The following is a 15,115-nucleotide window of genomic DNA, read 5'->3' as shown; positions in this document are numbered from 1 at the left end:
TCTCTCTCTCTCTCTCTCTCTCTGAGCTCAATTTAGAAACATTTTTAGTATAAATGTTCTAAACTTTTTCATCTGCAATAATTTAATCAATACTTTTTGCCTATAGTTTTCTATAGGTTTTTTAGCTTTGACTAAAATCAGAGTTTTCGAAGCATTTGCAGGTGTAGGAGCACAACATTTAGCGGCAAAAAATGTTAACAAGAAAAACAATGCTAAAGATTTTTTCAAGATAGTAGCGACAAGTGATTGAGACGTGAGAAGTAACATAAGTTATGCTGCTTTTTATCACAACTTGAGTCCGCAAAACATTAGTGACTATATTCAAAAGTACAACATAACTGAGCAACAAATTAAAGATTTTATAAATGGGCAAACTTTTTCACTAGACAGTAAAAAACCGATGAGAAACTTTAATTTTAATAACAAGGCTTTTGCTGAAGCCATATTTGTTGCTAACAAACTAAGTAACAATTTTCCTGACATCACACAAGTTCAAGGTAAGAATTTAGATGAATTGAAAATTGATCTATTTACATACTCGTTTCCATGCCAAGGTCTTAGTGTTGCTAACATGGGGCGCGAAAAAGGGATTATTAATGAAAGTTCAACTTCACACTTAATTTGACAAGTCGGAAGAATTTTAAGTGAAATGGAACACAAACCTAAATACTTATTATTAGAAAATGTCACTCAATTGGTTAAAAAATTCGGTCACGAATATGATGAGTGAAAAGCATATTTGCAAAAAATGGGATATAAAACTTTTACAACAATTATTGATGCTCGTGAACATGGTTCATTGCAAAAACGACAAAGAGTTTTTGCTTTAAGCATTCAAAAAAACAGTGTTCCTAAGTGGTTGAAAAACGATATAGCTTTTGACACATTTATCAAGAAATTAGGCAAAGAATATACTCGATCAAGAACTAAAACGAAAGAAAAATATTTCAATGAAATCTTTAGCTTTAACTCAAATAAATATTTAGACGAAAAAATGCAAGCGGCACTTAAAGATACACCTTCAAGACAAAAATACATAAAAGAAGGAAGACGAATATCTAAAGAAGACTATGAAAAAGCTATTCCAACGGTAACTACAAGACAAGATAGATTTCCTAATGTTGGTATTATTCCAATTAACAAAAATGAGAAAGGTTTTTTAAACTGACGTCTCATCACTCCGCGAGAAGCGTTTAGAATTATGGGCTTTACAAACAAACAATATAACAAGCTAAAACCATTCATTGACTCACAAATTACTAACTGAACTGCCTTGTACCGCCAAGCTGGTAATTCAATTGACGTTAAAGCTATTACCCCTGTTTTTGAATTAATTTATGAATTGGAGAAAGAGAATGATCAGAAAAAATAACCTCGAATACTGAACCATTGGTACAAATGTAAGTTCGTACCTTAACACCATTTTCAAAACTTGAATTGATAATCAAAAAATACGCAAGCATCTTCTTGAGGAACCTTGTGATTTTACTATTATTTACGAAAATATTGAAAATAATGACTGTGAGCTATATTTTTACGATAAGTTAGAAAACTGTTTTGTTTATCAAAACAAAAAAATTCACAAAAATTCCACTATTACTCAATTTTTAAGAACTTTGATTTTTGCTAAGTTGATTGTTATCAAAAAAGAAAAGGGTGACAAAGGAGAATATGTTGAATTCTCACTAAGCGAAGAAGCAATAGAGATTGTAAAATCGCATGCAAGAGATCAAAATTATGACATATTAATAATGGAACTCAAAAAGTATGTTTATAAAAAAACAATGGATCAAATGCTTGATTTAGTAAAAACTAAAGACTTTTTTGATTTACAATCACGAAAATGATATGACAACCAAAAAAATAACTTTTTTTATTCATTAATATTTACTATTGTTTACGAAAAATCTGATGCCAACAAGAAAAAACGACTTGAAAATATTTTAAAAAGTAAAGATAAAATAAAATCACTTGGCTATTTCAAATTCATTAGTGAATATAAAGAACTTTTCACAAACAATGATAAAGTAATTCATGATTTTGAAGGCCATGTAAAGATATTCAAGCAGTGACTTTATGATTATCACAATCTAGACATTAGCAGCGACTCAATTCAAACTACCATAACTACTTATTTTGATAAACTTTCAAGAGATAACAAAGTTTGAAACTTTAAAGACCCCAAAAAAGAAAGAAAGAATGATTGTAATTTTTCGGTTCAAATAGTTAATATTCAAAAATATTTTGAAATATTATTCCTTAATAATCCAGAAAATAAATTTTCTGTTTTTATCCCTCATTTTCAACGTGGCTATGCTTGAAACAAGGAGTTAATTCAAAGATTAATTAAAGATATTTTTGAATTAGTCGATTCTGAAAACGAAGAAAAAACACTTGATTTAGGTTTCATATCTTTATATCAAGAAAAATTAAACTCGACATATTGACTAATTGATGGTCAACAAAGAACAATGACATTATTAATTATTTGCTATTGAATCATTGTTAGCCTAGCTGTTTCTACTAAAAACAATGATTTAGAAATAAATGGTTGAGATACATTAACTAAATTATTCAAACCCAAGGCAAATGATAAATCTGAAATTACTTCTTTCTATGTTTTAGATAAGTTTGAAGATCTTAAACAGATCGAATGCTATAAAAACCTAAAAGATTTCTTTCTAAACCCTGAAAAATACAAAAACGAAGAGCCAAAAGAATTTTTCGAAACAAAAGAATTGATCGAATCAGAGCTAAATGCTTATATTGTCGAAGATCGACCAAAAGCACTCGCAAAATTTGTTGATTATCTATTTAACAATGTTTTTGTCACCATAAAAGTAATGTATAAACAAGAAGATGTTTATAAAGTATTTGAAAGTGTTAATACGTTATCAAAACCCTTACAAACATACGAAGTATTTTTTTCAAAGTTGTATTCATTATATGTAACTTATTACCTTGACAAAAATGATGCAGAAAAAAAATATCAAGATTTTAAGAGTGAAATCGATCTAAAAGGTAACAATAAGAATATTTTAGATCATGTGCTTTACATAAGCAAACTCACCAATTACAAAAAATCCAAAACTGAAAAACTCAACATATATAATGTTGGTAAATATGTCGAGGAAATTATCAAATTTCAATCTAAAAATGGAGTTTTTGGCAGCCATTCACAAGAACCTATGGAAAATTTAGAAGAAAAATTAAAAATTGAGTTTTGAAGAATTAGATACATTAAATATGGAATTTTTAACAGTCCAGGAATATATGGCTATGAGAAAACAAATCAGCTCAAATACATTTACACCCTTATGATTTCAAAAGTAAATGGGATTTTCAAACAAACTGAGCCGACTGGAAACTTGTTGGATGTTACTATTAATTTAATTTATGTTATTTTGGACAAATTTGGTGTTTTCAATGAGGAATGTTTAAAACAAAATGAAATTCGTGAATTAAAAATATGACTGCTAACGCTTGAAAAAATCTTAATTTGGTGAAAAGCGGATGGGAACTTTGGTGGTGAATCACAAGGAGCAAAATTTGACAAAATAGCAGTCGATATTTTGGAATATGATGAACACAATTCCCAATATAAAATTAATGACCAAAAAACACTAAAGAATCGTTTGATCGAAGCAATTGCCAACATTAAAGATGAAAATGATTTTGACAAAGATTTTAATAAAGTAATAGAAAATGGATTGAATAAATGAAGAAATGAAAATACTGATAATAAGAATGCTTGAAATAAAATTTATAGCAAAATTTGACATAAGTTAATTTTGGAACACATCTATCAAAATAATATTAACTCTAGCACTACATCCATTGATGAAGTAGATACAATATATAACAAAATTGACTATAAGATAAATAAACGTACAAACAAGGCTAATGAAGTAAGTTTAGAACATTGTCATCCTCAAAAGCCCAAAGAAGGCACTGAGTTTTTCAAAAACAACGAAGATAAAAAATATCTTCACTCAATTGGGAACACTTGCTTGCTAATGAAAAAAGTAAACTCAAGCTTGTCAAATCAACCATTCAATTCAAAAATAAATAAGTATCCTGTTGATAGTATTCATTATTCTCGAAATGCAATGAAATTTTCAAATGTAGAAATTCAGTCTATCGATTATCTAAATCAATCAAATGACAAAGACATTATAAAAAACATCAAAGACAGACAAGATAATATTATTAAAGCATTGCAAGAAATTTATAAAGGCGTTTAATAATACAGATATTAGATTGCCCTTAGTCTCTAAAAGTTAAGCAAAAACTGGCAAACGCCAGTTTTTTCTTCTTCCTTCTTCCTTTTATAGTTTTGAAACAAATTCGTGTGCTGCTTTAGTCATCGGAATTTGCAATGCTTCTTCTTTGGTTACCCATTTAGCTTCTTTGTGTTGTAATAACTTGATGTCACCCTTCACTTCAATTTCATAGAAGTTAACTTCTAGCTTCCCTAATTCGTGAACGTGTGAAATTTTTCTTAAAAACTTGTAATTTACAACATCAACATCTAATTCTTCTTTGATAATGCGTTTTAGTTGTTCTTCTTTATCTAGTCCAAAATCAAATTTTCCACCAGGCAACTCAAATAGGTGTGGATTGTGTTTGTGTTCTGGTCTTTTAAGCATCAAAAATTTGTTTTCCGAATTCTTAATTAATCCTGCTACTACTTCTAAAATCATACTTTTATTATAAATATTAAATGGCCTTGGAACTCAAAAATTTCTTAAAAAAGTTATAATTTTTTTATTAAGTGTGAAAGAAGGAAAAAATGGATAAATATTTTTTAATTGGTAACCATAAAATGAACTTAACATTCACTGAAGAAATTCAGTTCATGGTAAAGCTAGATGAATACTTTTCAAAGCGTAAAAAAAGTAATGGTGTATTCTTTGGAGTAGCTCCATCGTTGTGTAATTTAGCAGTTAAGACATTGCCAGGAGTGAGTCGTTCAGATATCAAGGTAGGAGCACAAAATATTTCTATGTTTGATAAGGGGGCTTACACCGGTGATATATCAGCTGCACAATTAAAAGATCTTGATTTGGACTTTGTAATTATTGGACACTCGGAAAGACGGCTATTTTTCGAAGACAACGGGCACAAAATTAACCGCCGTATTAAAAATGCATTGACTGTTGGATTACATGTCATTTTGTGTATTGGCGAAACCTTAGAAGAGTATGAAAACAACCAAACCTTAGACTCACTAATCAAACAACTAGATGAGGCATTAGAAGGAGTTAGTGACCTTAAAAATGTTATTGTTTCATATGAACCAATTTGAGCTATAGGAACAGGAAAAGTTGCTTCAAACGAACACCTTATTAAGGTTTATGATGTACTAGGTAAAAAACTACCAAACGTACGCTTTATGTATGGTGGTAGTGCTAAACCAGAAAACATTAAACACTTGCTAGAAATCCCTTACATAAGTGGTTTTTTAGTGGGTAAGGCATCATTGCAAGCTGAAAGCTTTTTTGAAATGCTAGAAATTATGGATAAAAACATTGAACTGTTAAACCAAAAATAGTTATCCAATTAAAACTAAAGCCAGTCTCTGAGTGAAACTGGCTTTTTTGTTAACCTAGAATGGCATCGGTAGTTTTGAAATTAGTTTTTGCAACAACATTAAGCTCTTCTTTGCCATAGATTTTGATAAATTCTTTACCAAACTCAATGATTTTGTTGCTTGCTCCAAATGGAAAAATTACTTTATATTTTTCATTTTGTTCTTGCATTGCTTTTAAAAAGAAATAACGTGCCAAAATTGAAGCAACTGCAACACTTAAATAATTATCTTCAGCTTTGGTTTCAAATAAAACTTCGTAATGCGGTTTTTGAAAATTTAAATTAGTTTTAGCTAATCTTGCTTCATAGCCAGCAATGCTGCGGAGAGTAGAAAATTGGTCAATAATGGCCGGCTTAGAGATTTTTTCTTGTAAAGCAACAATATTTTTGTAGTGATAAAGTAATTTAACTTCATTAACATTTAAAAATCGAGCAAGACTATTGTTTCCTTTTTGGGTTAAAGTTGTTTTTGTATAAAAAACCTTGTCAAGAATTTGACTAGCAATCTTGACTATTTTTTTATCTGATAATTTTTTAGAATCTTTAACACCTAAATTAATAATTTCTTCTTTTGCTTGGTCTGGCACATAAGCTGCTACAAAAATAATGGGGCTAAAATAATCTCCAACTCCGGTTTCATCGCAACCGATCAAATCTAAATTATTTTTCATCTTCGTAAAAGTGTGAAGCACTTACTAATTGTAATTTTTCTTTATCTAATTCTTTATGGAAGGCTTTGGCTTTTTTGATGTATTTTTCAGGATTGTTTAGGAACTTTTCAATAAAAATACCAACAGCTCCTTCTTTATTAGTTTGTTTCATTTTTTCACTTGCCAATGATTTTATGAATTGTTCGGCATTAGCAGGGGCTACTCCAATGTTACATGTTTCAAACATACTTGCATCATTGAATGAATCTCCAAAAGCAATAGTATCATCAATATCAATATCGTAGTAACGCATTAATAAACTAATTACTTTGGCTTTTGTTACTCCGATTGAAGTAATATCAACAACTGGAGTTAAACCTTCTCCTTTAGATCAAGAAGAAAATTCTCCTAAGTCTCCATATCTTTTCTTTAGATAACTTAATAGTTCAACAACATCAGTAGTTGGTTTAACATCAAAAACAATTCCTGTTGGTTTTAAAGGTAATTTAGTAAGTTCAATTTTTTCTTTAAATTTTGTTGCTGTATTGAAGTTGAAAACTCTTTCTAGAGCTTCATCGCGGTGCATTAATTGTACTCAGTCAGGTCCTTCAATAGCATAGTTAGAAATTTCTGCTTCAACCTTTTTATCACCTAAAATGTATAAAACTTCATTTAAATCTAAATAAGAAATAGTTGGGATAAAAAATGGGTCATTAGGATTATGAATGTGTGCTCCATTATAGTTTCCAACAATAGCATTAAGTCCTAAGCGATCATAAATTGGTTTTGTACTTCTTCAAGGACGTCCAGTGATGATTGAAACAACGTGTCCTTCATCAACTGCTCTTTTAATTTGTTCAACTGTTTTTGGGTGAATAGTTTGTTCAGCACTACTTGCTAACAAAGTACCATCCAAATCAATTGCGAATAGAAATTTTCTTTGCTTGTTTCTTCGATCCATATATCTCCTTATTAAAAATTATAACTTAACACACAAAAAAGCGAAAAAATACTCATATCGTGTACTTTTTTTACTTCTTCTTAAAGATTAAATAAACAATAACAGCAATGATTCCTACTACTGAAATACTAAGTCCAGCAATAATTAAAGCATTTCAAGGAGCTGTGCTTTTAGCAACAGTTTTAGTTTCTTCTTTAGTAGGAACGAGTGTTGTTTGGTTTTCTAAGTTAGTAATTATCGGCTCGGCATTATTTTTTTGAGTCTTTTGATTGTGATTTTGACTCATATTTTGAACAACAACTGGACTAGCAACAACAGTCAGGCCAGTCAAAGTTAAAAGTGATGTTAGTGCAAATATTTTGGCTAGTTTTTTCATATTTAAAATTATACAAAAAGCCCGAATCAATCGGACTTTTGTAATTATTTAATAGGTTGTCATTTTCAGTTTTTAACTTCGTCAATGTCTGTTCCTGTTTCACGAATATATTGGTTATGGTAAGCAATTTTTTGCGCCATTTCGTTTACAAAATCATTTGCTTTTTGATCATATACTGCTTTAGCTGCAGTAGCTGCGATGTCGAAACGATCCATTTTACTCATTACCCGAATATCAAATGTTGTGGTAATGTCTCCATTTTCACGATAACCATGAATGTGAAGATTGTGATTGTGACGTTTAAAGAAAATATCTCTAATTAAAGCTTCATATCCGTGGAAAGCAAAAACAATAGGTTTATCTTTAGTGAAGATTTTGTCAAATTCTTCGTCTGTTAGTCCACGTTCATCGATTTCTGGACTTCGCAGTTTTAATAAGTCAACAACATTAACAAAACGAATTTTTAAATCTTTGTATTGATTGTGTAACAAGTTAACTGCTGCTAGTGCTTCGATTGTAGGTTCCGTTCCAGATGAAACCATTACTAAATCAACATCTTTGTCAGTAGCAGTTGAAGCTCAATCAATAACTTTTAGTCCCTTGTCAACTAATTCTTGAGCTTCTTCAACACTAAAGAATTGGTCACGAACTTGTTTTGAAGCGACAATTAGGTTAATTACATTACGGTCTGAAAATGCTTTATCCATAACTGCTAATAATGTATTTGTATCAGCAGGTAAGTATTCACGAATGTATTTTGCTTGTTTGTCTGCTAAGTGCCCCAAAATTCCAGGATCTTGGTGAGTATAACCGTTGTGGTCTTGTTGGAAAGCAGTTGAAACAGCCATGATGTTTAATGAAGGATAATCATTTCTTCAGTGCACTTCATCAGCCTTTTTGATTCATTTCATGTGTTGAGTAATCATTGAGTCAACTACTCTTAGGAATGCTTCATAACTAGCAAAAACTCCGTGTCTTCCGGTTAATACATAACCTTCTAAAAATCCTTCAGCTTGGTGTTCTGAAAGTTGTGAATCAATAACTCTTCCTGAAGGTGCTAATCATTCATCTAGTTTTGGATTAATACTTTCTAATCATTGACGTTTAGTAACTTCGAAAACTTTACTTAAACGGTTTGATTTTGTTTCATCAGGTCCAAAAATACGGAAGTTTTCAGGGTTATTTGTAATCATTTTTGCTAAATAACCACCTAATTCAACCATATCTTGTGCTTTCATTTCACCTGGTTGTTTGAAATTTAAAGCAAATTCTTTTCAGTTAGGTAAATCTAATTTGACTGGTTTGATTCCTCCATTGGTGATAGGGTTTGTTGACATTCTCTTGTCACCTTTTGGAGAAATTTGACGGTATTCATCTTTGAATGTTCCGTTTTCGTCGAATAATTGGTCTGGGTTATAACTTCTCAATCAAGCTTCCAACTTATCTGCATGTGACATTTTGTCAGCTGCTACCGGAATAGGAACTTGGTGCGCTCTGAAGCTTCCTTCGATTTGAAGATTATCTCATTGTTCAGGTCCAGTAATTCCTTTTGGAATCCGAGCAATAAGAACTGGTCAATTTTGGCGAGTTGCGACTTGTGCACTTTTAGCACGTGCTTTTTGTTGAATTGCAAGAATTTTTTCAATTGCTTTATCCATTTTTGAAGCCATTAAAGCTTGTTGGTTTGAAGTATTATCAATTTTAACGAAGATAGGATCTCAACCTAATCCTTTAAAAAACATTTCTAGTTCTTTATCACTTTTACGTTCCAGAATTGTTGGGTTTGAAATTTTTCCACCATTTAAGTACAAAATTGGTAAAATTGCTCCATCTTTTACTGGGTTAATGAATGAATTTGAGAATCATCCAGCCATTAAAGGTCCAGTTTCAGCTTCTCCATCTCCAATGACTGTTGCAGCAATCACATTTGGATTATCTAAGATTGCTCCCATTGCATGGCTTAAAGCGTAACCTAATTCTCCACCTTCGTGAATTGAACCGGGAGTTTCAGGAGCGGCATGAGAAGCAATTCCGCCTGGGAATGAGAAAATTTTGAATAATTTTTGCATCCCTTTTTCATCTTGAGTAATTTCTGGAAATAGTTCTGAATAACTTCCATCTAAGTATGAGTTTGAAACCATAACTTGTCCACCATGTCCTGGTCCTTCGATGTAGAACATGTTTAAATCGTATTTATTAATCACACGATTTAAGTGGGCGTAAATGTAATTTTGTCCTGGGATAGTTCCTCAGTGCCCAATTGGATAAATCTTAACATCATCACTTGTTAAAGGTTTACGTAATAATGGATTGTTTCTTAAATACATTTGACCAGCAGAAATGTAAGTAGCCGCTCTAAATCAAGCGTCTAATTTGTCAAAGTATTCTTTGGTTGAAAATTTATCGTTTTTGAATTTCATTTTTCTCCTTCGTAATAATGTGTATATTGCTTATTTATTGTACCATTAAAAACCTTCAAAATGCAAGTGCTTGCAAAGAAAAAATGAGTAATTTTGTTTATCAATTTGAGTCTTTATGGCTGTTAAAAGTCACTGCAAGTGCTTAAAAAAGGTTTTAGGTTATAATTAAATATTATGTTTGAATTTATTGGTAATAGAATACAAAAATCAATTGAAAAAATGAATAAAAAAACTCGCATTGAGGAAGCTGATGTTTTAGAAATAATCCGTGAAGTAAAACTTTCATTACTTGAAGCTGACGTTAACTTAGAAGTTGTTAAAACTTTTACAAAAGAAGTGAAAACAAAAATTCTTGAAAGTGGAAAATTAGGTAATTTAGACACACAACAAACCGTAGTTAAAATCTTCCAAGAAGAATTAGTTCGAATTCTAGGTTCAAAAGCAACAGAAATCAAGATAAAATCACAACCTACCAAGATTATGATGATTGGGCTACAAGGTAGTGGGAAGACAACATCGACTGCCAAATTAGCAGCATTTTTAAGAAAGAAAAAAATCGCTTCTAAGCCATTATTAATAGGAGCGGATATTTATCGTCCGGCTGCTAGAGATCAATTACAATCTCTTGCAAAACAAATTGATGTTGATTTTTATACTGAAAAAGTTGATGACGCATTAGCGATTGTTAACAACGGATTACAACAAGCCAAACAAAACAGCAACGATTTAGTAATTGTCGATACAGCGGGACGTTTAGCAATTGATGAAAACTTAATGCAAGAGTTAAAAAATATCAAAAAGAATATTCACCCAGACTACATTTTCTTAGTAGTTGATGCAATGAGTGGGCAGGATGTTATTAATGTGGCCAAAATTTTTAATGATGAGTTGCAACTAAACGGAACAATTATTACTAAACTAGATTCTGATACTCGTGGTGGAGCTGCTCTTTCAATCACTCATCTTTTAAATGTTCCAATCATTTTCATCGGAACAGGAGAAAAAATTTCCGCTTTAGAAGCCTTTGATCCCCAAAGAATGGCAAAAAGAATTTTGGGAATGGGTGACATTGTTGGACTTATCGAACAGGCAGAAGAAAATATTGATGAATCAAAAGCTCGTAAATTAGGACAAAGATTTTTTAGTGGTCAATTTAGTTTAGAAGACTTAATGGAAACAATGGCACAAATCAAGAAATTAGGAAAAATGACTAAAATCTTGAAAATGATTCCTGGTTTAGGAAATAAAATTGACGAAGATCAAATTTCAAGAGCAGAAGAAAAATTCGACATTTACAAGATTTTAATGGACTCAATGACCAAAAAAGAACGTAAAAATCCTAAATTATTAAAAGATGCAAACCGCAAAGCAAGAATCTTGAGTGGTTCTGGTCGTAGCGCGCGTGAATACAATATGTTAATAACTGATTATGAGCGCATGGCAAAGCAAATGAAAGAGATGGCTTCGGGAAGAGGTCAAATGAATATGGCTCAATTGATGAAAAACGGTGGTTTCGGTTTCTAAGTAAAAATAACCCAAAAATTTTACCTAGAAGCACTTTTAGTTGTAAAAAGGATAAATAATGAAAAAAGAGTTTTATGAAGTGCATTATCGCTATCAATTAGTCCACTAGTGTTAGTTCCAACTGCATTAGTTTCTTGTGCTAATAACGCCCACGATAAACAAAGAATTGCTGATTTTAGTCAGCAAGTTTTTGACTCAAACTACATTAAAATTAAGCAATCGAATGAAAATCAAAACCTTTTAGATAATCTTGAAAGTCAAGTTAAAAAATCTCCATTCGAAAACTTAAGACTGTTTTTTAACATTAAAATTCTTGAAGTCAAAAATCAAAATTACAACTCTTTAGAAACTTTTAAACAACTAAAAAGTGACATTGATAACCTTTTTTCAACTGAAAATATTGCTACTTTTATTAAAGAATTTGAAACAAAAAATAATATCAATAAGAAAAATGATTTAGTAGTTCAAAACCTAATTAACGATAAATTTTCAAAAGAATACAACGATAACATTTCGTTACTTTTAAATCAAAAATCAAAATATCAAAATGATAATAATGTAACCAAAATTAGAATTAACAATCTAAAAGATACTTATGAAACAATACAAAAAGCAATTAATGATTTTTATACTAAATTAAACACTTTATATAGTGGTAATAGTGTTGTTTTTAAGCGTATTTTCAAACTGTTAAGTCAAAGATTTGATACCAAAATTAATACAATAATTGAAGAATACAAAACTTTTATTGACACAAATCCTAGTGTTTTAGTTAACCGTATTAATCGTTTAAGCATTGAGTTTGATAACTTAGTAAGTAAGTGACAAGCGTTACTAAATGGTAAGGATTTTATTGAAACTTATAATACTTATTATGCTAAGTTTTTAAATCCTGAATTAAAAGAATTTTACACTGTTTGAAAAAATAAATTAAATCAGGAAATCGAAAAAATTGCGTCTTGAAGTGACAGTGAATTAGAAAATAAATTAACCGTTTTGTTTACTTCAATGCGTGATTATGCTAATGATACCTGAATGGTATTTTCACAAGATAAAGCAGTTAATTTAGATAGTTACACTCACATTACTCCTTTCGTTGAAAAGGATTTGTCAAAATCACATAGTTATGAATTCGATATGGTGTATAACAGTATGCTATATAAAACAATTTGAAAATTATTCCGCACTTGAAAAATAAAATGAAAAGACTTAAATGAAGCACAAAAACAAGAAGTAAGACAATTATTTGAAAAACAGATTTCAATCGTAAAACACTTCGTTTCACAATTAATTTCTAAAGACTTTAATTTAGACCAGGTAGCATTAGTTTTGACTAGATTTTTAAGTGTCAAAGTGATTTACAATTCCGAAACTGGTGATAAATTTATTGATAGACGCACAATTTTTGATACCCCTATTGATACTACTGATTATGCTTATTTTAATTGTCAAGCATATAGCGAATTTATCTACATTGCTTTAGATATGCTAGGATACAAGAATTTAATGTTTTATGGAAATTACTATGAAATATCTAATAATGAAGATTTTCAACACGTCAATGCAGGACTAGTTTTGGACGGTACTGAAATGGTAATTGACGCAACTTTCTACGACAAAATTTATGATTGAAAAAATAGTTTTGACTTGGAAGAAAACTCAAAAGGATTAGAATATACTAATACTCATTATCTTATGACAAAAGCAAGTTATATGAATAAATATAACCTTTACTACGACAAAACCCCTATCGAAATTAAATACACTAACGACAATCTTCCATTTTAGTAAAAGAAAAGTAGACTCCAAAAAAGTCTACTTATTTTATTAATTAGTTATTTCCTTTATAGTACGATAGTGCTTGATTGACTCTTCGCAATAAGTCGCACATTGAAAGAAATGCTATCGCTTCTTTTTCTAGTCAGATTTGTGAATCAATTCTTATTATCTCACTTTGAAGTTGTAAAGCATTAGAAGCATATGTTCTTGGTGGACTTGTCTCGTGTCTCATTAATTCATAAATACCGTTTTCCACGTCTTTTTTAACTTTTTTATAAAGATTTCTAAGTGCTTCTTTTACGTTTTCAAGTCCTAATGCTGACAATTCCCTTTCAATATAATCATTTTTTCCGTTACCGCTAATATCCGCACCAGACATTGCTCCATAATTGTCTTGCGCAACTCCAATTGCATATAGCATTTCTTCTCGATTTTCATATCAAGGAGTGCTAAAAGGTACACTCACTTCAGTAGTCAAGTCAACTAAGTTTACTTGTTTATACACATTATCAATAGTTCACACAAGTTGTTTCATTTCTTGTTTTTCACTATTAGTTCTTTGTCTTGAAGTTAATTCTTTAACTTTTTTTAGTGTTTGCAATTTTTTAAGTTTTTCAAAATCTTCTTTTAAAAGGTTTCAATTTAACATATAGTTGTCAGGTTTAAGCGATCGCACAATAGCAACCTTTGCTTTGTTTGTTAAGTCAATTTCACTGAATAAACTATCAAAATCCCTTTGTCCTTGTTCTAATTGTTTAAAGAATTCTTCATTAGGTACACTTCAAGAATAATACTCATTACCTTGAATATCAGGACGTTCTCAATTAATCACTTTGTCACCTTGTAAAAATTCTAGATATTGTTTTGAAAACACTAAAATGTTGTTAAACTTTTCAATAAATTTCTTTGCTTCACTGAACTTTTTTCAATCTTGATAATCAAGAATATATAAGTTCAATTCCTTGTTTTCTCCTTTTAGTCTATTAATTCCCTTAGTGTTTTCCGAAATTGTTGTATTTAATGTCTCAATTTGTTTTTTTAGTTCACTATTTTCTTCTCTTAATCTTTCTTCTTCTGTTTTATTATTAGTTAGTACATTAATTTGTTTTTGTTGTTCTTCAATAGTTTGGTCTTTTTGTCTAATCTCACTATCTTTTGCTTGAATAGTTGCTTCTAAACTTGCTTTTTGTTGTTTTAAACTTTGAATTTCGCGACTTAAAGTTGAAATTTGACTATCTTTTGAAGTGATTTGACTATTTAAACTATTAATAGTAGTTTGTTTTTGTCTAATATCATTATCTTTCGAAGACACTTGACTTCTTAAGTCACTAATCGTTCTTTCATTTTGTCTAATTTCACTTTCTTTTCTAGTTTTATCTCCTTGCACTTGTAAAAGAGTTCTTGTTGTCGTAGTCAATTGACTTTGTAAATTATCTCTTGCTGATTGTAATTCTTGTTTTTCTCTTTCAAGTTGACTAATACGTTGCTTATCTTCTTCTTTTGATTTTTGCTTTTCTTGTGCTAATTCACTTTCTAATTGACTAATACGTGTGTCTTTTTGTTTAATTTGTTCTTGTAAGTTCGACACTTGACTACTCAAGGAAACTTGTGATTTTTTCAGTGTATCTAACTCGCTAGTTAAACTACTAATCTTTGCTTCTAAGGTACTAATTTGTTCCTGCAATTGTGTCTTTTGAGTCTCTAAAGTTTGAATTTGTGTGTTCTTAGTTTCAACTTGTTTACTCAATTGTTGCTTTTGAGTTTCTAATTCTTGTTTTTGTGTACTTAAAGTTTGATTTTGTTTTTCAAAACT

The 15,115-nt window shown here is 30.3% G+C and carries 11 protein-coding genes; 5 read left to right on the top strand and 6 right to left on the bottom strand.

What is annotated here, in order from left to right:
• Positions 1-127 precede the first annotated feature (127 nt).
• Positions 128-1,372: a DNA cytosine methyltransferase gene (locus ACWXVN_RS02175; protein ID WP_455978975.1), complete on the top strand. Its 1,245-nt coding sequence runs from the start codon at positions 128-130 to the stop codon at positions 1,370-1,372.
• Positions 1,356-4,244 (top strand): GmrSD restriction endonuclease domain-containing protein, encoded by a 2,889-nt coding sequence (locus ACWXVN_RS02170; protein ID WP_455978974.1) that lies wholly within the window; start codon positions 1,356-1,358, stop codon positions 4,242-4,244. Before ACWXVN_RS02175 ends, ACWXVN_RS02170 begins: the two co-directional genes overlap by 17 nt.
• Before the next feature lie 84 nt (positions 4,245-4,328).
• Here the strand turns inward: ACWXVN_RS02170 and ACWXVN_RS02165 are convergent, their stop codons facing one another.
• Positions 4,329-4,703: an NUDIX domain-containing protein gene (locus tag ACWXVN_RS02165; RefSeq protein ID WP_455978973.1), complete on the bottom strand. Its 375-nt coding sequence runs from the start codon at positions 4,701-4,703 to the stop codon at positions 4,329-4,331.
• Positions 4,704-4,792: 89 nt separating this feature from the next.
• Here ACWXVN_RS02165 and tpiA point away from each other — a divergent pair, with 89 nt between their 5' ends.
• The gene (gene tpiA, locus ACWXVN_RS02160; protein ID WP_455978972.1) at positions 4,793-5,554 is read left to right on the top strand and encodes a triose-phosphate isomerase; all 762 of its coding nucleotides are present in this window, start codon (positions 4,793-4,795) and stop codon (positions 5,552-5,554) included.
• A 49-nt stretch (positions 5,555-5,603) separates the two neighbouring features.
• Here tpiA and ACWXVN_RS02155 read toward each other — a convergent pair whose 3' ends face one another.
• From ACWXVN_RS02155 to ACWXVN_RS02140, 4 genes are all read right to left on the bottom strand, one after another.
• Positions 5,604-6,263, bottom strand: coding sequence for a ribonuclease HIII (locus ACWXVN_RS02155; RefSeq protein ID WP_438341756.1), 660 nt, complete (start codon positions 6,261-6,263; stop codon positions 5,604-5,606).
• Positions 6,253-7,203: a Cof-type HAD-IIB family hydrolase gene (locus ACWXVN_RS02150; protein ID WP_438341755.1), complete on the bottom strand. Its 951-nt coding sequence runs from the start codon at positions 7,201-7,203 to the stop codon at positions 6,253-6,255. Before ACWXVN_RS02150 ends, ACWXVN_RS02155 begins: the two co-directional genes overlap by 11 nt.
• Positions 7,204-7,273: 70 nt before the next feature.
• Positions 7,274-7,579, bottom strand: coding sequence for a hypothetical protein (locus ACWXVN_RS02145; protein WP_455978971.1), 306 nt, complete (start codon positions 7,577-7,579; stop codon positions 7,274-7,276).
• A 44-nt stretch (positions 7,580-7,623) separates the two neighbouring features.
• Positions 7,624-9,999 (bottom strand): phosphoketolase family protein, encoded by a 2,376-nt coding sequence (locus tag ACWXVN_RS02140; protein ID WP_455978970.1) that lies wholly within the window; start codon positions 9,997-9,999, stop codon positions 7,624-7,626.
• Between the two features lie 174 nt (positions 10,000-10,173).
• On the opposite strand from ACWXVN_RS02140, the gene ffh reads away from it, so the two are divergent.
• Together ffh and ACWXVN_RS02130 are read left to right on the top strand one after the other, a co-directional pair.
• Positions 10,174-11,523, top strand: a complete 1,350-nt coding sequence (gene ffh / locus ACWXVN_RS02135) for a signal recognition particle protein (RefSeq protein WP_455978969.1) — start codon at positions 10,174-10,176, stop codon at positions 11,521-11,523.
• Positions 11,524-11,631: 108 nt separating this feature from the next.
• Positions 11,632-13,311: a hypothetical protein gene (locus ACWXVN_RS02130; protein WP_455978968.1), complete on the top strand. Its 1,680-nt coding sequence runs from the start codon at positions 11,632-11,634 to the stop codon at positions 13,309-13,311.
• 43 nt (positions 13,312-13,354) lie between these two features.
• Here ACWXVN_RS02130 and ACWXVN_RS02125 read toward each other — a convergent pair.
• Positions 13,355-15,115, bottom strand: a 1,761-nt coding sequence (locus ACWXVN_RS02125) for a hypothetical protein (RefSeq protein WP_455978967.1), incomplete at its 5' end; no start/stop codon positions are given.

Source organism: Mycoplasma sp. 4044 (assembly GCF_053851695.1).
This window is presented reverse-complemented; position numbering and strand designations above follow the sequence as displayed.